The organism is Thermus sp. KWY1, from assembly GCF_057547025.1.
Map to the genome: position 1 here is coordinate 153,403 of NZ_BAAJPG010000023.1, position 17,857 is coordinate 171,259.

Sequence of the window (17,857 nt, forward strand, 5' to 3'; positions counted from 1 at the left end):
TGTTAAAGGTCTGTGAAAAGCCCCACCACCCGGTACAGGGCTTCCTCCTCCTCTTGGGAGAGGTAGCGGGCCTGTCCTACGGGGAGGTCCCCTAGGGTGAGGGGGCCCAGGGAGAGCCGCTTCAGGTAGAGGACACGGTTCCCTCGAGCCTGGAACATGCGCTTTACCTGGTGAAAGCGCCCTTCCCTCAGGACCAGCTCCACCCGGGTGGGGTCTTGGTCCCAGGAGAGCTCTGCAGGAAGAAGCCGCGTGCCCTCTAGAACCAGGCCCTCTCTAAAGGCCTCCCGGTCCTCCCTTGTGGCGGGGCGTTCCAGATGGACCAGGTAGCGTTTTTCCACCTTGTGCCGGGGATGGGTGAGGCGGTGGAGGAGCTCGCCGTCGGTGGTGAAGAGGAGAAGCCCTTCCGTGTCCTTGTCCAGGCGGCCCACCGGGGAGAGGTCCCGGGTGGGAAAGCCTTCCAGGAGAGCGTAGACCGAAGGGCCTTCCCTCCGGCTGGTCACGTACCCCGCCGGCTTGTGCAGGAGGATGTGGTGGTGGCGCCGCAAGACAAGGGGTTCACCGCCCACCTCGAGGCGGGCACCTGGGGGCACGTGAAAGGCTGGGTCCCTGACCACCTGGCCTTCCACCTGCACCTGGCCGCTTCGCACCAGGCGGGCCACCTTCTTACGGCTTCCCAGGCCCAGGCGGGCCAGGAGCTTGTCGAGCCTTTCCCCCCTCATAGCTCCAAGGCTCCTTCCAGCCACCACAGGGCCCCCTTGGCCATGGCCTGGGCGAACTCCTCCGGGGTTAGGCCCTTGGCCTCCACCCGTCCGGGGTTAAGGCCTTGGAGGAGGAGGAAGCGCTCTAAGGGGTCTTTCGGCAGATGGGGGGAGACCACCAGGAGGTCTATGTCGCTTTCCAGGTTGAAGCTACCCCGGGCCACCGAGCCATAAAGGTAAACCCGGGCCTCTCCCAGGGTTTCCCGCACCCTTGCGGCGTAGGCTCGGGCCTCTTTCAGGAGGAACTCCCAGGCGGCCATTCGCAGCCTAAGGGCTTTCGAGGCCACGCCAAACCTCCTCTGCCCATTTCAGAACGGCCTCGGCTGCCCTTAGGGCCTCCTCAGCCCGGGCCCGCGTGTAGTACTCGTAGGGGCTTCCCTCGGGGTAGGCATCGGGATAGCGGGCGGGAATGTAATGGGCGTCTAAGGTGCGCGCCTTTTCTTCCAAGGCTTCGGGGACCTCATGGCCCGCTTCCTTCAGCGCCTGGAGCAGGCGGATCAGGGCGTGACCAAAGGCGGGCTGTCCTAGTCCCCGTAGCAGGCCCTTAAGGGCGTATTCCCCTGCCTGGTGGGCCTTAAAGCTGGCCCAGTCGTAGTCCCCTTCCTCCAGGTCCCGCTTCCCGGAGGCCAGGGTATGCTGGGCTTGCGCGTGCCATCTTGCCCATTCCTCCCAGTCCAGGGGTGCCATCCTCTTTATTCTAAAGGGCATGAGGCTTTACCAGGAGGACAGCTACGCCACCCGCTTCCAAGCCCGGGTGGTGCGGGCTTGGAGCGATGAGAAGGGCCACCATGTCGTGCTTTCTCAAACCCTCTTTTACCCGGAGTCCGGGGGGCAACCTGCGGACACGGGGGTGCTGAAAGGGGAGTTTGGCCAGGTGCGGGTGCTTTACGTCTTTGAGGAGGCCAAGGCCTTCGGGGATGTGGTGCACCGTGTGGACGCCCCCATCCCCGAGGGAGCGGAGGTGGAGGGAGAGATCGACTGGAACCGGCGGTTTCGCCACATGCAGCGCCACACCGCCCAGCACATTCTTTCCCAGGCCCTCCTCAGGGCCGGGGGGTACCACACCGTTGCCGTGAGCCTGGATAGCCCGGTTTCCACCGTGGACCTCGAGGAGGAAGTGGAGGAGGCCAAGCTCCAGGAGGCGGAGGCCCTGGCCAACTTCGCCGTGTACGCGGACTACCCCATAGAGGCCTTTTGGGTTTCTGAGGAGGAGCTTGCCCGTTACCCTTTAAGGCGGCCTCCCAAGGTTCAGGGCCAGGTGCGCTTGGTGCGGATCGGGGACTTTGACCTGGCGGCCTGCGGGGGCACCCATCTGAGGACCAGTGCCCAGGCGGGCCCCATCAAGGTCCTGAAGTGGGAGCGGTACAAGGGGGGAAGCCGGGTGTACTTCATGGCGGGGTGGGAGGCTTTGGAGGATTACCACGCCAAGCACGCTCTGCTTTCCCGTCTGGCCCTTTCCTTCTCCACCAGCCCCCTGGAGCTGGAAAAACCCGTGCGCCGGCTTCAGGAGGAGGTGTACGCCCTAAAGGGCGAGAACCTGGAGCTTAAGGAGGCTTTGGTGGAGGCCCTCCTGCCCCGGGCCCTCGAGGAGCGGGTGCTCCTGGTGCCGGCTCCCGTCCTGGGGGACCTGGCCAAGAGGCTTCTTTCCTGGAGCGAGAAGACCTTTTTGCTCCTTTCCCCCGAGGGTCGCTTCGCCGCCCTGGGCCCCGGCCGGCAGGAGGTTTTGGAAAGGCTTAAGGCCCTTGGGGCCAAGGGCGGGGGAAAGGAGGTGGTCCAGGGAAGCCTGCCCAAGGAAAAGGTGGCCGCGGCCTTGGATCCAAGCCTCGTAAGCTAAGGCCATGGGGCTTTTTGAGGGAAAGGGAATCCTGGTGACGGGAGCGGCCCGGGGTATCGGCCGGGCTATCGCCCGGGCTTTCGCCCGGGAAGGGGCCCTGGTGGCCCTTTGCGATCTGCATCCCCAGGGGCGGGGGGTGGCGGAGGAGATCGGAGGCTTCTTCGTGCAGGCGGACCTGGCCGAGGAAAGGGACCGGGTGCGCTTCGTGGAGGAGGCAGCCCATGCCCTGGGGCGGGTGGACGTGCTGGTCAATAACGCAGCCATCAGCGCCCCAGGGTCGGCCCTGACCGTGAAGCTCCCCGAGTGGCGAAGGGTTCTGGAGGTGAACCTCACCGCTCCCATGCACCTCTCCGCCCTGGCGGCCAGGGAGATGGCCAAGGTGGGCGGGGGGGCCATCGTGAACGTGGCCAGTGTCCAGGGGCTTTTCGCCGAGCAGGAAAACGCCGCCTACAACGCCTCCAAGGGAGGGCTGGTCAACCTCACCCGTTCCCTGGCCCTGGACCTGGCTCCCTTGGGCATCCGGGTGAACGCCGTGGCCCCGGGGGCCATCGCCACGGAGGCGGTGCTGGAGGCCATCGCTCTTTCCGAGGACCCGGAGAGGACCCGCCGGGACTGGGAGGACCTTCACGCCCTGAGGAGGCTGGGCCAGCCCGAGGAAGTGGCGGAGGCAGTGCTTTTCCTGGCCTCGGAGAAGGCCAGCTTCATCACCGGGGCCATTCTGGTGGTGGACGGGGGGATGACGGCCAGCTTCATGATGGCGGGTAGGCCAGTGTAGCGCCGCCCCACCCTGGTTTTGCCAGGGTGGGGGGCCCGGCCAATCCCTGGCCCGTGCTATTTAGACTTTTGCCGATATGGCGAAAAAGGGCATCACGTGGCGTGGTCCTTGTAGGGCTCTCCCCGCAGGTCGGAGATCAAGTGGATGGCCACGTAGGCTCCGTCCCCTGCGCTCACGATGGCGTGGCCCGGCACCTTGCCCCGGGCCACCCCGGCGGCGTAGACCCTGGGATAGCTGGTACGGCCGGCCTCGTCGGTTTCTATGTGGACTCCCTTGCGGGTAAGGCCCAGGAGGGAGGGCAGGGTGGGGTCTTTGTGGGTGCAGAGGAGAAGCCTTTCCGCTTCCACCACGCCCTCCTCGGTTTCCACTTCAAAGACCCCTCCCAGGTCCCGCACCCCCTTGACCACGCCCCTTTGGATCTCTGCCCCGTAGCGGCGGGCGTGCTCTTTGAGCCTCTCTAGAAGCTCCTCGCCCGAGGGTTCGTCCAGCAGGCCAGGGTAGTTGGGAACCCGGCTCACCTGGGCGATCTTGGAATGGCCCCCGTCCAGCACCAGGACCTTAAGCCCGGCCCTGGCGAGGAAAAGGGCCGCGGAAAGACCCGAGGGGCCGCCGCCTACCACGAGAACGTCCCACATACCTTTTAGAGTATATGGGTCGGGAACGGAGGAGAGAAGGCAAGGTATAATCGGCGGCGCATGATCTTGGACGACCGCTACCCGGTGCTGGAGACCCTCGAGGAGAAAGAGGGGATCACCCTTTATCGGGTGGAGGGCGGGGTGGTTTTCTTTTTCCAGGTGCGCACCCCCGAGGACAAGGAGCGCTTTTACCGGTACCGGGCGGCCATCAAACGCCTAGAGGAGCTCGGGCTTGTGGAGGCGGTGGTTTCCGCCAAGCCCGGGCGCTACTACGCCTTTTTTCCGGAACGTCCCCTGGCCCGTAAGGCTCCGCCCCAGGCTGCCCTCGAGGCCCTGGCTCCCTTGGGTTTTGGCCCGGAGCATCTGGCCATGGCCGAGGAAGGGGTGGCCTATCTTTCCCCCTGGCCCCTGGGGTCTAGCAGGCGGGCCTTGGCCCGGGGTCCTTCCCGCCTCCAGCCGGGCTTCTTTCTAGGGGTAGCCCCGGGCCTTCTCCTCTTCCTCCTGGGGCTATGGCTTTTTTCCCAAGGGGTTTACCGCTACTTCAATCCCCCGGAGTACGCTGTGCCGAACCTGGTGGGCAAAACCGCCCGGGAGGCCTTTCTCCTTTTGAAGGATACGGGGCTCAGGCTGGAGGTGGTGGAGGGAAACGACCCGGCCAAGCCCAAGGAGGTGGTGCTGGCCCAGGAGCCTCCCCCGGGAACCCGCCTTAGGGCGGGGCGCACCGTGCGCCTCACCCTTAACCAGGCCCGGCTGAACCCTCTGCCCGAGCTCAAGGGACTTCGCCAGGAGGAGGCGGAAGCCCGGCTCTCCGAGCTGGGCTACCGCCTGGCCGGGGTGGCCCAGGTGGAAAGCCCAGAGCCCCTGGGCACGGTCCTGGCCAGCGACCCACCTCCTGGCACTCCCCTGCCTCCTGGGGCCCCGGTGCGGCTTCTGGTTTCCCGGGGTGCTTCCCTGGGTCCCACGGTGCCCCTTCCCCAGCTCACGGGTTTAAGCCAAAAGGAGGCGCTTTTCCTCCTGAACGCCATGGGCCTGCAGGTCCAGGTGGAGGAGGTGCCCTCCGGGGCTCCGCCCGGCACGGTGCTGGCCCAGGAGCCCGCCCCCGGCACCCCCATGCCCCCAGGAAGCGGGGTGCGCCTGAGGGTGGCGGCAAGGGGAGAGGTGCGGGTGGGGGCTTTGAGCCCTCCGCCTGCCCCTAAGCGCGAGGCCCGTACCGTGACCCTGGCCCTCAACCTGCCCCCGGAGGTGGAAGGACGCCAGGTGCGCCTGGTGCTGGTGGACGACCGGGGGGAGCACCTGGTTTACGAGGGGGAAGGCCGTGAGGGCCTGAGGGTTTCGGGTACCTACGAAGCGGTGGGGGAGGCCCACTTCCGCCTTTACCTGGACGGGGAGCTCTTCCAGGAGTGGGCCCCCTGAGGGTTCCCTGGTTTGGGGAGGAAGGCGTGAAAGGAGGCTGGGCCGAGGACCTGGCGCTCGCCTACCTTCTTGAGCGGGGCTACCGGCTTCTTGGCCGCAACCGCCGCACCCCCTTTGGGGAGGTGGACCTGTTTCTGGAAAAGGACGGGATTTACGTGCTGGTGGAGGTCAAGCAAAGGAGCTCAGGGGCGTTTGGAACCCCTTTGGAGGCCATTACCCCGAGGAAAGTGGAGCGCCTGCTGAAAAGCGCCCGCTATCTCCTGGGTCGGGACGATCTCCCGGTGAGGCTCGAGGCCATCCTGGTCCACGGGACTCCGAGGGCCCACCGGATAGAGCACCTGGTGTTGGAAGTGTAGGGGGAAATCCCCTCTCCCTTGGTCCTTTGGGTAAGCTTGAGGGTGTTTAGGAACCTCGAGGCCTACCTCCAAGCCCTGGAGAGGCGGGGGGAGCTCAAGCGAATAAGGGTGCCCGTTTCCAGCGAGCTGGAGATCACGGAGATTGCCGACCGCATGGTGAAAACGGGGGGTCCTGCCCTCCTTTTTGAAAGGGTGGTGGGTAAGGACTTCCCTGTGGCCATCGGCCTCTTCGGCACCCGGGAGCGCACCGCCTTCGCCCTGGGGGTTCGGGACCTGGACGAGCTTTCTGAGAAGGTGGCCCGCTTGCTGGAGTTGAAGCCGGGAAGGGGGGGGATCTCCGCCCTCATGGGCCTTCTTCCCAAGCTTCCCCTTCTTAGAGGGTTTTTCCCCAGATGGGTGGGGAGGGCCCCGGTGCAGGAGGTGATTCTCAAGGGAGAGGCAGTGGACCTCTTCCGCCTTCCCATCCTGAAGTGCTGGCCCTTGGACGGAGGGCCCTTCCTCACCCTACCCCTGGTGATCACCAAGGACCCGGAGACCGGGGAGCTCAACGTGGGCATGTACCGCATGCAGGTTCTGGACAAAAGGAGCACGGCCATGCACTGGCAGCTCCACAAGGTGGGCCGCCAGCACCTGGAAAAGGCCAGAAAGCTGGGGAAAAAGCTGGAGGTGGCCGTGGCCCTGGGGGGGGATCCCATCCTCACCTACGCCGCCACCGCCCCTTTGCCCCCTCTTCCCGGGGTAAGCGAGTTCCACCTGGCGGGATTCCTGCGGGGTGCTCCCGTGGAGCTCGCCCGGGGCGTCACCGTGGACCTTCCTGTCCCCGCCGAGGCGGAGTTCGTGCTGGAGGGCTACATTGACCCGGAAGAGCCCCTGGTGGAGGAGGGTCCCTTTGGGGACCACACGGGCTTCTACACCCCCGTGGATCTCTATCCCCGCTTCCACGTGACCGCCATTACCCACCGGAAAAGGGCCATCTACCCCGCCACCATCGTGGGGGTACCTCCCATGGAGGACGCCTACCTTATCGAGGCTTCCGAGCGCCTTTTCCTGCCGCCTTTGCGCCTCATCCTTCCCGAGGTGGTGGACTACCACATGCCCCCGGAAGGGGTGGCCCACAACTGGGTGAACGTGGCCTTGCGCAAGGCCTATCCGGGCCAGGCCTACAAGGTGGCCTACGGGATGCTGGGGCTTGGGCAGATGATGTTCGCCAAGGTGATCGTGGCCGTGGATGGGGATGTTCCGGTGAGGCCGGGGTTTCAAACCCTTTTGGAAGCCCTCAAGCATGCCCTGCCCGGGCGGGATACCCTCCTCCTTCGGGGGCCCATGGATGTGCTGGACCATAGCTCAAGGAGCTTCGCCTTCGGTGGGAAGCTTCTTGTGGATGGTACCCGTAAGCTTCCCGAAGAGGGGGGGGAGGTACCCTTCACCCCCAGGGTCCATGCCGAGCTTCCCCAGGACCCGGAGGCCCAGGCCCAAAGGCAGTGGCCGGGCATCTGGGGGGTTACCTTGGGCAAGGAGAGGCCAGGCCAGGCCCTGGCCCTGGCGGAAAGGCTCCTCAAGACCCCGCAAAGCGCTGGCATACGCTTGATGCTCCTGGCAGACCACGACATCCTCCTTACCCCCGAGGAGCTTCTTTGGGCTGTGCTTAACAACATAGATCCGGAGCGGGATGCCCGGGTGATGGAGGGGGTGGAGGGCCCCGTCTTGGTGCTGGACGGCACCCGCAAGCTGCCCCAGGAGGGCTTTGCCCGCACCTGGCCCGAGCGCATCCTTATGGATGCCCGGATCAAAGCCCTGGTGGACTCCCGCTGGGAGGAGTACGGCTTTTAGGCGGTTCGCAGGGCCCGGTTGCGAAGGAGGGCGCTTTTAAACGCCCGGACCACCTCCCGGTCCAGGCGTCCTTGGCGCACCTCGTTTTCCAGGGCCTGCAAGGCTTCCTCGGGCCGGGCTACCTTACGGTAGGTGCGCACGCTGGTCAGGGCATCGTAGATGTCGGCGGCGGTCACCGCCTGCACCAAGAGGGGTATCTGGGTTAGGCCGTCGGGGTAGCCGGAGCCATCCAGCTTCTCGTGGTGCCAGCGCACGTAGGGTTTTAAGCGGGTGTAGGCCCTTAGGGGCCGGATGATCTCGTCTCCCTTCACCGGGTGCTCCCGGATAAGGCGCCACTCGTGCTCCGTGAGGGCGTAGTCTCCCCGCAAGATGTGGTCGGGGATGCCGATCTTGCCCACGTCGTGAAGAAGCGCTCCCATGTGGAGGTCCTCGAGCTCCTCGGGCTTCGCCCCAAGTTCCTCCGCGGTCCAGAGGGCGTACTGGGCCACCCTTTCCCCGTGGCCTGCGGTGTAGGCGTCCTTGGCCTCCACCGCCCGCACCAGGGCAAAAAGGGCCCTTTCCAGGTCCTCCAGCTTCTCTTGCAGTTTCCGGCGCTCCAGATGGCCCTTGACCCGAAGCCTGAGCTCCGCCAAATCCACGGGGCGGTTTAGAAAGTCGTCGGCCCCGGCCTCTATACCCTTAAGGCGCACCTCCCGGTCCCCATCGGCGGTGAGGAGGATGACGGGAAGCAAGGGGTCCAGGGCCTTGACCCTGCGGGTGAGCTCGAGGCCATCCATGATGGGCATATGCAGGTCGGTGAGCACCACATGGGGGAGGCTATCCCTAAGGAGGTCCAAGGCCTCTTGCCCGTTTCTCGCCTCCTGGACCTCCACACCTAAAGGCTCCAGGGCCCGCATGAGGAGGAGGCGCTGGATGGGTTCGTCGTCTACCAGCAACACCCTTTTTGCATGGGGGAACTGGGGGTGTTTCATAGCCTCACCCCGCTGAGTAGCTGGCCCAGAAGCCCTGGGCGGCTGCTCTCCATTTGCCCTGTGCGTTGCACCAGCCCTTTCCGCTCCAGGCGGAAGAGGTGAAACCGAACCAGGTCCAGGGGTAGGCCAAGGGCCTTGGAGAGGCCTTCTGCGGACACCCCCTTTTCCAGGTAGGGAAGCGACTTGGCCAGAAAGCTTTCCTCCGGGATGTGCTTCTTGGCCACCTCGGAAGCCTTGAAGATGGCCTTGGGATGGGGGAAGTACGGGCGGTAGCGCTCTAGCTCATCCTGGAGGGTAATGGTGCTCAGAAGAACCTTCTCCACAGGCCAGTTCAAGCGCACCTTGTGCTTGGGCTTGGCTCCGGGGAGGAACTCGAAGCTGCCCTCCCGGGCTTGCAGCAAGGCTTGCAGGGTGGCTTTGGCGGCCAGGGCCTCGAGGGGCTTGCCGTGCTGGTCAATGGAGCGGATATAGCCGGGCTTCAAGTAAAGGGTGGTGGCGGGAATATCCTTCACGTTCCAAATTTCCAGGGCCCCCTCCTTGTGGGAGAGAAGCTGGAGGAGCTCCTCGAGGGGCAGTGCATTGAGGCTTCCAAACAGGGCCATAACCCAACCTCCTGCCTTCACCCTAGAGCCCCCCTGTGAAAACGATTTGAAAAGGCCGTATAATCCCCCCTCGTGCTGGTGCGGCCCGCCCTTCTTCCCCTTTGGCCTCCTCGGGTGATGGACCTCTTTGGCCGGGAGGGGCCCTTGGTCCTCGAGGTGGGCTTTGGCGACGGGCGCTTCACCGCGGAGCTTGCCAAGGCCCATCCGGAATGGCTCATCCTGGGGGCTGAGGTCTCGGCGGCCAGCGTCCTGAGGGCCTATAGGCGCCTGAAGCGCGAGGGCATAGGGAACGTGCGCCTTTACCACGGGCAAGGCCCCTTCGCCCTGAGGAACCTGGTGCCGCCGGGGAGCTTAAGGCGGGTCATCGTCAACTTCCCCGATCCCTGGCCCAAGAAGCGGCACCAGCGGAAGCGGCTTTTGCAGGAGGGATTTTTCCGCAGGCTTTCCACCCGGCTTGAGGAGGGTGGGGACCTCCTCCTCACCACCGACCACGAGGAGTACTTCCGCTTCGCCCTGGAGGAGGCGAAACGGAGCGGGCTTTACCGGGTGGAAGTTAAGGAGCCCCCGGAGGCCCACCTGCGCACCAAGTATGCCCTCAAGTGGAAGGAGGCGGGCCGGACCTTCTTCCATGCGGTGTTCACCAAGGTGGCCGAGGATCCCACGCCTTGGCCGCCCATAAGGAGGTACGAGGTGGCCCATGCGCTGTTGAGGGGGGAATTGCCCAAGGAGCTTACCCTTGCCAAGGCTCCCGTGGCCATCCCCGGGGGGGTGGCGGTCTTTCTGGAGGTGGCCCGGGGGGAGGAAGGGTTTTACGTGCTCACCCACGTGGAGGAAGAAGACCTCACCCAGGATTTGCTTCTGGAAGTGAGGAGGAGTGCCCACGGGCTCTATGCAGGGGTTAGTCGCTTCGGTAGCCCCCTCATCACCGAGGGGGTGAAGGAGGCGGTGCGGGCTCTGGTGCAGGAGCTGGGGAGGGTGGGCCTCGAGGTGGTCCAGGACCACACCTAGCCCACGCCCTAAAATAGCCCTATGCACGCCCATGTGATCCTGGCCGCCGGGCAGGGGACCCGCATGAAATCCCGCCTGCCCAAGGTGCTCCATCCCCTTCTGGGCAAGCCCATGCTGGCCTATGCGGTGGAAACGGCCCTGGCCCTGGAACCCCAAAGGCTGGTGGTGGTGGTGGGGCATGGAGCCAAGCAGGTGATGGAGGTCCTAAAGGCCTATCCGGTGGAGGTGGCGGTGCAGGAAGAACAGCTCGGCACCGCCCACGCCCTTTTGCAGGCGGAGGCCTTGTTAAAGGACTTTCCTGGCCCCACCCTGGTCACCCAGGGGGATACGCCCCTTCTTCGCCCGGAAACCCTAAGGGACCTTCTGGAAAGGGTGGAGGAGGGAGCGGGGATGGCCCTCCTCACCGTGGAGCTTTCTGACCCCACCGGCTACGGCCGCATCCTGCGCCAGGGGGAGGAGATCTTAGGCAGTGTGGAGGAGAAGGATGCCTCCCCTGAGGTCAAGGCCATCCGGGAGGTGAACGCTGGGGCCTATGCCTTTGACGGCTTCCTCTTCCAGGCCCTCAAGGAGGTGCGAAACGAAAACGCCGCCCGGGAGTACTACCTCCCCGACCTCATCGCCATCTACCGGGCCAGGGGGCGGAGGGTGGTGGCGGTGAGAGGGGTGGCGGAGGAAGCCTTGGGGGTGAACACCCGGGAGGAACTCGCCCGGGTGGAGGGAGTGCTCCTTTCGGCCTTGCGCCGGGAGTGGATGCGAAAGGGAGTGCGGATGATCCTTCCCGAGAGCATCTACCTGGAGGCCAGCGTGGAGCTGGCCCCGGACGTGACCCTCTGGCCAGGGGTGGTGCTTAAGGGCAAGACCCGAATCGGCGAGGGGGCGGAGGTGGGACCCTATGCGGTCCTCGAGGACACCCTCCTGGAACCGGGGGCCCGGGTATTGGCCCACACCGTGGCCCAGGGGGCGGTGATCGGTAGGGGAGCCGGCGCCGGGCCCTTCGCCCGGCTGCGCCCCGGGGCCGTTCTCAGGGAGGGGGCCCACGTGGGCAACTTCGTGGAGGTGAAGAATAGCCTCCTCCACCCCGGGGTCAAGGCGGGGCACCTGGCCTATTTGGGGGATGCCGAGGTGGGGGAGGGCACCAACATCGGGGCCGGGGTCATCACCGCCAACTACGATGGCAAGCGCAAGCACAGAACCTTCATCGGCAAGGGAGCCTTCATCGGTTCCAACAGCGTGCTGGTGGCCCCGGTGCGGGTGGGGGATGGGGCCATGGTGGGGGCGGGGAGCGTGATCACCCACGATGTGCCCGAGGATGCCCTGGCCGTAGCGCGGGAGAGGCAGCGGAACCTCGAGGGCTACGCCCGGCGCAAGCGGGAGGGGGACTAGGGTTTCACCTTCCTTTCAGCCCGGGTGGTAAACTGGGGGGTATGAACCTGGGCATGCCGGAAATCCTGGTGATCCTGGTGGTGGCCCTCCTCATCTTCGGGCCCAAGAAACTCCCCGAGCTCGGCCGTTCCCTGGGCCAGAGCATCCGGGAGTTCAAGCGGGGGGCCCAGGAGATCCGGGAGGAGCTGGAGAAGAGCGTGGACGTGCGGGAGGAAAAGGGCCCCGAAGGGGCTAGGTTGGCTAGGGAGAAGCCGGTTTCCGAGGCTTCCTCCAAGGCCCCTGAGGTTTCCGAACCCCAAGAGGAGCGCAAGGCTTGAAGGAAGCCCCACTGGTTGAGCACCTGGAGGAGCTCAGGGCCCGTATTCTCTGGTCCCTGGTGGCCTGGGTGGTGGGTACGGGGGTGGCCTGGAGTTTTAGGGTCCAGCTTCTGGAGTGGCTGAAGCGGCCCTTGGACCTGGCGGCCCAGCAGAACCACATCCAGGTGAACCTCATCGTCCTGGACATCACCGAGCCCTTCTTGGTTTCCTTGAAGGTGGCGGCCTTCGGGGGGCTGGTGTTGGCCCTGCCCTTCATCGTCTACCAGGTCTGGGCCTTCATCGCCCCGGGGCTTTACGAGCACGAGAAGCGGCTGGCGGTGCCCTTCTTGCTGGGGGCTGGGTTTAGCTTCGCCTTGGGGGCCCTCTTCGCCTACTACGGCTTTTTGCCCTTCGCCATACCCTTCCTCCTGGGCTTTTTGGGTGAGGTCATCACCCCGCAGATCTCCATCGGCCGCTACATGGGCCAGGTCCTCATGATGATGGGGGTCATGGGCCTGGTCTTTGAGATGCCGGTGGTGAGCTACTTGCTGGCCCGCCTGGGGATCCTTTCCTCCGCCTTCCTGGCCCGCAACTGGCGGATCGCCGTGGTCCTGCTCCTCAGCCTGGCGGCCCTCATCACCCCCACGGTGGACGTGGTGTCCCTGTCCATCGTCACCATTCCCCTCCTGGTCCTTTACTGGATCTCCGTGCTGGTGGCCAGGGTGGCGGAGCGGGCCAGGCCCAAGGAAGAAGCCGCTTGACACCCTAAGGGGCTTTGCCCCATAGAATAGCCCATGGACGAGCGCATTCTGGCCCTGCGTAGGGAGGTGGACCGGGTTAACCGGGAAATCCTGCGCCTCCTCTCCGAACGGGGAAGGCTGGTGCAGGAGATCGGCCGCATCCAGACCGAGCTCGGCCTGCCCCACTACGACCCCAAGCGAGAGGAGGAGATGCTGGCCTACCTCACCGCCGAAAACCCCGGTCCCTTTCCTCCGGAAACCATCCGAAAGCTTTTCAAGGAGATATTCAAGGCCAGCCTGGACCTCGAGGAGCGGGAGGACCAGAAGAAGTTCCTCTATTCCCGCAAGCACAAGCCCGAGCCCACCCGGGTACGGGTGGGGGAGGTGGTCTTCGGGGAGAAGCCCCTCCTCATCGCCGGGCCCTGCTCCATCGAGTCCGAGGAGCAGATGATGGAAACCGCCCGCTTCCTTTCCGCCAAGGGGGTCAAGGTCCTAAGGGGCGGGGCCTTCAAGCCCAGGACCAGCCCCTATGGCTTCCAGGGCCTGGGGGTGGAGGGGCTGAAGCTCGGCCGCAAGGCGGCGGAAGCTTTTGGTATGGTTTTCGTCACCGAGGTTATGGATACCCGGGACGTGGAGGTGGTGGCGGAGTACGCGGACATCCTCCAAATCGGGGCCCGGAACATGCAGAACTTCGCCCTCCTCAAGGAGGTGGGGCGCTCGGGTAAGCCCATCCTTCTCAAGAGGGGGCTTTCCGCCACTATGGAGGAGTGGTTTTATGCCGCCGAGTACATCCTGAGCCAGGGCAATGAGCAGGTCATCCTGGTGGAAAGGGGAATCCGCACCTTTGAGCGCTGGACGCGAAACACCCTGGACCTCTCCGCCGTGGCCTTGGCCAAGCAGGAAACCCACCTGCCCGTGGTGGTGGATGTGACCCACGCCGCCGGGCGCACGGATCTTCTTGCCCCCTTGGCCCGGGCGGCCTTGGCGGTGGGGGCGGATGGGGTGCACGTGGAGGTCCACCCCAACCCCAAGGTGGCCCTTTCCGATAACCAACAGCAGATGGACTTCCGGCAGTTTGAGGCCTTCCTTAAGGCCATAGAGGACCTTCTAGGAGCGTGAATGGGCTTCTTGGATAACCTTCTGAACGCCTTCCTCAAGGCCACGGACCCCAGGCCCCGCTACACGGAGGCCCGTTGTCTCCTCTACAAGAACAGCGTGGGGGGGTGCGACCGTTGCTACCAGGCCTGCCCCAGGGGGGCGGTGCGCCTGGAAAGCTTCCGGGTGGAGCTGGACGAGGTGCTCTGCACCGGGTGCGGCCTCTGCACGGGGGTCTGCCCTGGGGTGGCCCTGGAGTACCCCTTGGGAGGCATCCAGGAGGCCTTGATCCGGGGCAAGGGGCAGATCCGCTGCTCCAAGGCGGAGGGCAAGGGAGAAGAGGTCTTGTGCCTGGGCCGCCTGACCCCGGGGCTTTTGGCGGAGGCGGGTAGCCGTTTCGGGAAGGTGGTCTTGGCCCGGGGGGATTGCGCCTCCTGTAGGATCGGGGGGCCTGCGGTACCCGAGCACCTGGAAAGGATGGTGGAAGAGGCCCAGCGCTACCACCCTGTGGAGGTGGAGGTCCTGCAAGGGGAGCTTCCCGGGGAGAAGGTGGGGCGGAGGGAACTTTTCCAGGCCCTTATGGGAAGCGCCAAGCGCACCGCCGCCGACCTGGTGCCCGAGCTTCCCCTTCCTGCCCCGGAGGAGGAAAAGGGCATGCCGGCGGAGCTTCGCCTGCGCCTTTTGGCGGCCAGGCGGGCTTCCGAGGTGCGCTGGCCCAGGATCCGGGTGGAGGAGGGATGCACCCTTTGCCCGGTGTGCACCAATGTCTGCCCCACGGAGGCGGTCTACAGGGTGCGGGAGGGGGAGGAGTACGTCCTAAGGCTCAAGGTGGAGGCCTGCACGGGATGCGGGGCCTGTGTGGAAAGCTGCCCGCCCCAGGTGATCCGCCTCGAGGAGGCGGGTAAGGAGGAGCTTTTCCAGGAGCTGGAGCTTTACCGGGGAAGGCCTCCTTGGTACGATCTCTGAGCCTTGGGCGGGATCCGGCTGACTAGAGGGTTTTGCCCCGGGTGAACCGGCCTTTTGGGAGCTTCCCTGGGCTTTTCCCCTGGGGGGAGGGCAGGATTTCTGGGAAAAGGGCATGGCCCTCTTCCCGAAAGGATCCTGAACTTGGTATAAAGGGAAGCAGACCATGGAAGCCGACGCCATCGTGGTGGGGGGTGGACTGGCCGGACTGGTGGCGGCCACGGAGATCGCGGGGACCGGTAGGCGGGTTTTTCTCCTGGAGCAGGAGCCTTACCTGGGAGGTCAAGCCTACTGGTCCTTCGGGGGGCTTTTCCTGGTGGACTCCCCGGAGCAACGGCGCCTGGGTATCCGGGACTCCCTGGAGCTCGCTCGGGAGGACTGGTTCGGGGCGGCGGGGTTTGACAGGGAGACGGACTCATGGGGCAGGCGTTTCGCCGAGGCCTATCTGGAGTTCGCCGCCGGCGAGAAGCGGGCCTGGCTTACCTCCTTAGGAGTCCGTTTCTTCCCCGTGGTGGGCTGGGCGGAGCGCGGAGGGGGCCTTGCCCTTGGCCATGGCAACTCCGTTCCCCGCTTTCACATCGTGTGGGGGACGGGGCCGGGGCTCCTGGAGCCCTTCCTGCGGCGGGTTCAGGAATTGCAGGACAGGGGTTTGCTTAAGGTTTTTCTCCGGCATCGTGTGGAGGAGGTCCTGCTGGAGAAGGGCCGGGTGGTGGGGGTCATGGGGACTGTCCTGGAGCCGGACACCGTTCCCCGGGGGGCGCCCTCGAGCCGCAAGCCCAAGGGGGAGTTTCGCTTCCTAGCCCAGGCGGTGGTTTTGACCACGGGGGGTATGGGGGCCAACCTGGACTTGGTGCGCCGCTTCTGGCCCAGGCGCATGGGGGAACCCCCAAGGAGGATGCTTTCCGGGGTCCCGGACCACGTGGATGGATCGGGTCTTTTCCTGGCGGAGCGGGCTGGGGCTGCCCTTGTTAACCTGGACCGCATGTGGCACTACCCCGAGGGAGTGGAGAACCACGCCCCCATTTGGAGCCACCACGGGATCCGCATCCTTCCGGGTCCCTCGGCTCTTTGGGTGGATGCCACGGGAAGGCGCCTTCCCCCGCCTTGCTTTCCCGGCTTTGATGCGCTAGAAACCTTGCGCCATCTGCGGAGCACGGGATTGGATTGGAGCTGGTTCATTTTGGATCTCAGGACCCTGGCCAAGGAGTTTGCCCTGTCCGGTTCGGAGCAGAATCCGGACCTTACCGGGAGGAGCTGGCTGGGCGTGGTGCGAAATCGGATTTTCGGTCCCTCCGGTCCGGTTAGGGCCTTTTTGCAGCGGGGCAAGGACTTCTTGGTGGATGAAACCCTTTCCGGGCTGATGCACAAGATGGAGGCCTTGGCCCCCGGGGTCCTGGATCCCGTGCGATTGGAAAGGGAGGTGAAGGCCAGGGACCGGGAGCTTTCCAACCCCTTCTGTAAGGACGCGCAGCTTTTGGCCGTCCAGGGATTCCGGCGCTATCTGGGAGATCGGCTCTTCCGCGTGGCCAAACCCCACCCCTTCCTGGGCGGCAGGGGCGGTCCCTTGGTGGCGGTACGCCTTTGGACCCTGACCCGCAAGACCCTAGGGGGTATTCAAACCGACCTCAAGGGGCGGGCCCTTACCCTCCAAGGGGAGCCCGTGCCAGGCCTTTTTGCCGCAGGGGAGGTGGCGGGATTTGGCGGTGGAGGGATGCACGGGTATAAGGCTCTGGAGGGAACCTTTTTGGGGGGATGCCTTTTCTCTGGGCTTTTGGCCGCCAAGGGGGTGGCGGAGCAGCTAGGATAGTTCCCATGTGCGTACACCACGTGGGCATTGCGGTGGAGGACCTAGAGGAGGCCAAGGCCCGTTACGGGCTTTTGGGCTTTGGCGTGGTGGCGGAAGGGGAGGTGGCCGCCCAGGGGGTGCGGGTGGCCCTGCTCCGGGGGGAAGGGGAAACCCTTCTGGAGCTCCTCGCCCCCTTGGGGCCGGATACCCCGGTGGGGCGCTTTCTGGCTAAGCGGGGTCCTGGGCTTCATCACCTGGCCTTTGCCACCTCCCGGATTGAGGAGGAGCTTGCCCGGCTGAAGGCGGCAGGGGCCAGGCTCATCGACGAGGTCCCCCGGCCGGGTTTTGGCGGGCACCGGGTGGCCTTCCTCCACCCCGGCTTTGGCCTCGGGGTGCTTTGGGAACTGGTGGAGACGGAGGGTGCGTAGGCCAGGGTTCCGCTGGGTGCCGGCCCTCCTTGCCCTGGGGGAGATGGGGCTACTCTGGTGGCTTTCGGACCAGCCCGCTACCGGGATGGGCCTGCCCCATCCCTGGGACAAGGGTGCCCATTTCCTGGCCTACGGGCTTTTGGGCTTCCTCCTGGGGGCGGCCTTCGGGGATTTCCGTCCCGCCCTCCTCCTGGCCGCCCTCTACGGGGTGGTGGACGAGTGTCACCAAAGCTGGGTTCCCGGACGGGAGGCCTTCGGCTGGGACCTTGTGGCGGACTTTCTAGGAGCCTGTCTGGGGGCTAGGTGGGGGGGTAGATGGGGAGCTCCAGAAGCCTTCCGCCCTTGGCGGAGGCGGCCAGGAGGATGGCCTCGGCGATGAGTTCCGGGGCGATCCAGCGGCTGGGGTCGGCCTCCGGCATGGCCTTCCGGTTGGCCTCGGTGTCCAGGGTACCCATGGGGTAGACGAGGAGGAAGCGCACCCCCTGCACCTCCCCCTGGAGGGAGCGGATGAGGCTGGCCAAGGCGGTCTTGGCCATGGTGTATAAGGCCCTTCCTGGGCCGGCCCCCGTCCAGGCGGGGCCGGCGGCGATGGCGGCGAAAAACCCTTCGCCTCGAGCCTCCAGGTAGGGCAGGGTGGCCTTGAGGAGGTTGAAGGTGGTGCGCAGGTTCAGGTCCAGAAGCCAGTCGTAAAGCCCGGGGTCCGAGTCCAAAAAGCGCCCGGCGGCGAACCCGCCCACGGTGTGCACCACCCCGAAAAGGGGAGCCTCCCGCTCCACGAAGCGGGCCAAGGCCTCGGCCTCCTCCAGCCGGGTGAGGTCGGCCACAAAGGTCTTGGCCCCGTAGGCCCGGGCCCGTTCCGCCATCCGTTCCTCCCGGGGGTCGGAGAGGAAAAGCCGGGCCCCGGCGCGGTGCAGGGCGGGGATCACCGCCCGGGCCAAGGCGCCCCCCGCTCCCGTGACCAAGAAGGCTTTACCCTGGAGCATG

21 protein-coding genes are annotated in these 17,857 nt (G+C 65.6%); 14 read left to right on the forward strand and 7 right to left on the reverse strand.

The window, feature by feature from the left end:
* Window positions 1-2 precede the first annotated feature (2 nt).
* Genes AC27GT_RS07410 through AC27GT_RS07420 form a run of 3 tightly spaced genes read right to left on the reverse strand, consistent with a single transcriptional unit; the run spans window position 3 to window position 1,445 of the window.
* Window positions 3-719: a pseudouridine synthase gene (locus AC27GT_RS07410; RefSeq protein WP_487223851.1), complete on the reverse strand. Its 717-nt coding sequence runs from the start codon at window positions 717-719 to the stop codon at window positions 3-5.
* Window positions 716-1,045 carry a nucleotidyltransferase domain-containing protein gene (locus AC27GT_RS07415; protein WP_487223852.1) on the reverse strand — a complete coding sequence of 110 codons (330 nt, stop codon included), beginning with the start codon at window positions 1,043-1,045 and terminating at the stop codon, window positions 716-718. Before AC27GT_RS07415 ends, AC27GT_RS07410 begins: the two co-directional genes overlap by 4 nt.
* Window positions 1,026-1,445, reverse strand: a complete 420-nt coding sequence (locus AC27GT_RS07420) for a HEPN domain-containing protein (RefSeq protein WP_487223853.1) — start codon at window positions 1,443-1,445, stop codon at window positions 1,026-1,028. Before AC27GT_RS07420 ends, AC27GT_RS07415 begins: the two co-directional genes overlap by 20 nt.
* A gap of 19 nt (window positions 1,446-1,464) precedes the next feature.
* Between AC27GT_RS07420 and AC27GT_RS07425 the strand changes: the two genes are divergently transcribed.
* Both AC27GT_RS07425 and AC27GT_RS07430 read left to right on the forward strand, forming a co-directional pair.
* Window positions 1,465-2,592: an alanyl-tRNA editing protein gene (locus tag AC27GT_RS07425; RefSeq protein WP_487223854.1), complete on the forward strand. Its 1,128-nt coding sequence runs from the start codon at window positions 1,465-1,467 to the stop codon at window positions 2,590-2,592.
* 4 nt (window positions 2,593-2,596) lie between these two features.
* Complete coding sequence (locus AC27GT_RS07430; protein ID WP_487223855.1) at window positions 2,597-3,367, forward strand: SDR family NAD(P)-dependent oxidoreductase; 771 nt, start codon at window positions 2,597-2,599, stop codon at window positions 3,365-3,367.
* A gap of 92 nt (window positions 3,368-3,459) precedes the next feature.
* Here AC27GT_RS07430 and AC27GT_RS07435 read toward each other — a convergent pair whose 3' ends face one another.
* On the reverse strand, window positions 3,460-4,002 hold the full coding sequence (locus tag AC27GT_RS07435) for an NAD(P)/FAD-dependent oxidoreductase (protein ID WP_038070492.1): 543 nt from the start codon (window positions 4,000-4,002) through the stop codon (window positions 3,460-3,462).
* 60 nt (window positions 4,003-4,062) lie between these two features.
* Between AC27GT_RS07435 and AC27GT_RS07440 the strand changes: the two genes are divergently transcribed.
* Genes AC27GT_RS07440 through AC27GT_RS07450 form a run of 3 tightly spaced genes read left to right on the forward strand, consistent with a single transcriptional unit; the run spans window position 4,063 to window position 7,601 of the window.
* Complete coding sequence (locus tag AC27GT_RS07440) at window positions 4,063-5,415, forward strand: PASTA domain-containing protein (protein ID WP_487223856.1); 1,353 nt, start codon at window positions 4,063-4,065, stop codon at window positions 5,413-5,415.
* Window positions 5,416-5,441: 26 nt separating this feature from the next.
* A complete protein-coding gene (locus AC27GT_RS07445) occupies window positions 5,442-5,771 on the forward strand; it encodes a YraN family protein (protein WP_487223857.1) in 330 nt (109 codons plus the stop codon).
* 42 nt (window positions 5,772-5,813) lie between these two features.
* Window positions 5,814-7,601, forward strand: coding sequence for a menaquinone biosynthesis decarboxylase (locus AC27GT_RS07450; RefSeq protein WP_487223858.1), 1,788 nt, complete (start codon window positions 5,814-5,816; stop codon window positions 7,599-7,601).
* Here the strand turns inward: AC27GT_RS07450 and AC27GT_RS07455 are convergent.
* Together AC27GT_RS07455 and AC27GT_RS07460 are read right to left on the reverse strand one after the other, a co-directional pair.
* On the reverse strand, window positions 7,598-8,572 hold the full coding sequence (locus AC27GT_RS07455; protein WP_487223859.1) for an HD-GYP domain-containing protein: 975 nt from the start codon (window positions 8,570-8,572) through the stop codon (window positions 7,598-7,600). The two genes, AC27GT_RS07450 and AC27GT_RS07455, sit on opposite strands and share 4 nt — an antisense overlap.
* Entirely contained in the window at window positions 8,569-9,174 is a 606-nt protein-coding gene (locus AC27GT_RS07460) for a DUF4388 domain-containing protein (RefSeq protein ID WP_487223860.1), read from the reverse strand. Before AC27GT_RS07460 ends, AC27GT_RS07455 begins: the two co-directional genes overlap by 4 nt.
* A gap of 72 nt (window positions 9,175-9,246) precedes the next feature.
* Between AC27GT_RS07460 and trmB the strand changes: the two genes are divergently transcribed.
* The 9 genes from trmB to AC27GT_RS07505 all read left to right on the forward strand — a co-directional run bounded on the left by trmB (window position 9,247) and on the right by AC27GT_RS07505 (window position 17,252).
* Window positions 9,247-10,182 carry a tRNA (guanosine(46)-N7)-methyltransferase TrmB gene (gene trmB, locus AC27GT_RS07465; protein WP_487223861.1) on the forward strand — a complete coding sequence of 312 codons (936 nt, stop codon included), beginning with the start codon at window positions 9,247-9,249 and terminating at the stop codon, window positions 10,180-10,182.
* A 21-nt stretch (window positions 10,183-10,203) separates the two neighbouring features.
* The gene (gene glmU / locus AC27GT_RS07470; RefSeq protein WP_487223862.1) at window positions 10,204-11,565 is read left to right on the forward strand and encodes a bifunctional UDP-N-acetylglucosamine diphosphorylase/glucosamine-1-phosphate N-acetyltransferase GlmU; all 1,362 of its coding nucleotides are present in this window, start codon (window positions 10,204-10,206) and stop codon (window positions 11,563-11,565) included.
* Window positions 11,566-11,606: 41 nt separating this feature from the next.
* Window positions 11,607-11,882 carry a TatA/E family twin arginine-targeting protein translocase gene (locus tag AC27GT_RS07475; RefSeq protein ID WP_015718151.1) on the forward strand — a complete coding sequence of 92 codons (276 nt, stop codon included), beginning with the start codon at window positions 11,607-11,609 and terminating at the stop codon, window positions 11,880-11,882.
* Complete coding sequence (gene tatC / locus AC27GT_RS07480; protein ID WP_015718150.1) at window positions 11,879-12,622, forward strand: twin-arginine translocase subunit TatC; 744 nt, start codon at window positions 11,879-11,881, stop codon at window positions 12,620-12,622. The genes AC27GT_RS07475 and tatC overlap by 4 nt, the downstream gene beginning before the upstream one ends.
* A 33-nt stretch (window positions 12,623-12,655) precedes the next feature.
* Complete coding sequence (locus AC27GT_RS07485) at window positions 12,656-13,720, forward strand: bifunctional 3-deoxy-7-phosphoheptulonate synthase/chorismate mutase (protein ID WP_487223863.1); 1,065 nt, start codon at window positions 12,656-12,658, stop codon at window positions 13,718-13,720.
* Window positions 13,721-14,662: a 4Fe-4S dicluster domain-containing protein gene (locus AC27GT_RS07490; RefSeq protein WP_487223864.1), complete on the forward strand. Its 942-nt coding sequence runs from the start codon at window positions 13,721-13,723 to the stop codon at window positions 14,660-14,662.
* 163 nt (window positions 14,663-14,825) lie between these two features.
* Window positions 14,826-16,466 carry an FAD-binding dehydrogenase gene (locus AC27GT_RS07495; protein WP_487223865.1) on the forward strand — a complete coding sequence of 547 codons (1,641 nt, stop codon included), beginning with the start codon at window positions 14,826-14,828 and terminating at the stop codon, window positions 16,464-16,466.
* A gap of 5 nt (window positions 16,467-16,471) precedes the next feature.
* Window positions 16,472-16,873: a methylmalonyl-CoA epimerase gene (mce, locus tag AC27GT_RS07500; RefSeq protein ID WP_487223866.1), complete on the forward strand. Its 402-nt coding sequence runs from the start codon at window positions 16,472-16,474 to the stop codon at window positions 16,871-16,873.
* 43 nt (window positions 16,874-16,916) lie between these two features.
* A complete protein-coding gene (locus AC27GT_RS07505; protein WP_487223939.1) occupies window positions 16,917-17,252 on the forward strand; it encodes a VanZ family protein in 336 nt (111 codons plus the stop codon).
* On the opposite strand, the gene AC27GT_RS07510 is transcribed toward AC27GT_RS07505, so the two are convergent.
* Window positions 17,173-17,856, reverse strand: a complete 684-nt coding sequence (locus AC27GT_RS07510; RefSeq protein ID WP_054392401.1) for an SDR family NAD(P)-dependent oxidoreductase — start codon at window positions 17,854-17,856, stop codon at window positions 17,173-17,175. The genes AC27GT_RS07505 and AC27GT_RS07510 overlap by 80 nt on opposite strands.
* Window position 17,857: the final 1 nt, after the last annotated feature.

Bases quoted from the DNA above. Each gene is read 5' to 3' on its own strand.
- AC27GT_RS07410 (WP_487223851.1), bottom strand. From the start codon at position 719: ATGAGGGGGGAAAGGCTCGACAAGCTCCTGGCCCGCCTGGGCCTGGGA.
- AC27GT_RS07420 (WP_487223853.1), bottom strand. From the start codon at position 1,445: ATGGCACCCCTGGACTGGGAGGAATGGGCAAGATGGCACGCGCAAGCC.
- AC27GT_RS07425 (WP_487223854.1), top strand. From the start codon at position 1,465: ATGAGGCTTTACCAGGAGGACAGCTACGCCACCCGCTTCCAAGCCCGG.
- AC27GT_RS07430 (WP_487223855.1), top strand. From the start codon at position 2,597: ATGGGGCTTTTTGAGGGAAAGGGAATCCTGGTGACGGGAGCGGCCCGG.
- AC27GT_RS07435 (WP_038070492.1), bottom strand. From the start codon at position 4,002: ATGTGGGACGTTCTCGTGGTAGGCGGCGGCCCCTCGGGTCTTTCCGCG.
- AC27GT_RS07440 (WP_487223856.1), top strand. From the start codon at position 4,063: ATGATCTTGGACGACCGCTACCCGGTGCTGGAGACCCTCGAGGAGAAA.
- AC27GT_RS07455 (WP_487223859.1), bottom strand. From the start codon at position 8,572: ATGAAACACCCCCAGTTCCCCCATGCAAAAAGGGTGTTGCTGGTAGAC.
- AC27GT_RS07460 (WP_487223860.1), bottom strand. From the start codon at position 9,174: ATGGCCCTGTTTGGAAGCCTCAATGCACTGCCCCTCGAGGAGCTCCTC.
- glmU (WP_487223862.1), top strand. From the start codon at position 10,204: ATGCACGCCCATGTGATCCTGGCCGCCGGGCAGGGGACCCGCATGAAA.
- AC27GT_RS07475 (WP_015718151.1), top strand. From the start codon at position 11,607: ATGAACCTGGGCATGCCGGAAATCCTGGTGATCCTGGTGGTGGCCCTC.
- AC27GT_RS07485 (WP_487223863.1), top strand. From the start codon at position 12,656: ATGGACGAGCGCATTCTGGCCCTGCGTAGGGAGGTGGACCGGGTTAAC.
- AC27GT_RS07490 (WP_487223864.1), top strand. From the start codon at position 13,721: ATGGGCTTCTTGGATAACCTTCTGAACGCCTTCCTCAAGGCCACGGAC.
- AC27GT_RS07495 (WP_487223865.1), top strand. From the start codon at position 14,826: ATGGAAGCCGACGCCATCGTGGTGGGGGGTGGACTGGCCGGACTGGTG.
- mce (WP_487223866.1), top strand. From the start codon at position 16,472: ATGTGCGTACACCACGTGGGCATTGCGGTGGAGGACCTAGAGGAGGCC.
- AC27GT_RS07505 (WP_487223939.1), top strand. From the start codon at position 16,917: ATGGGGCTACTCTGGTGGCTTTCGGACCAGCCCGCTACCGGGATGGGC.
- AC27GT_RS07510 (WP_054392401.1), bottom strand. From the start codon at position 17,856: ATGCTCCAGGGTAAAGCCTTCTTGGTCACGGGAGCGGGGGGCGCCTTG.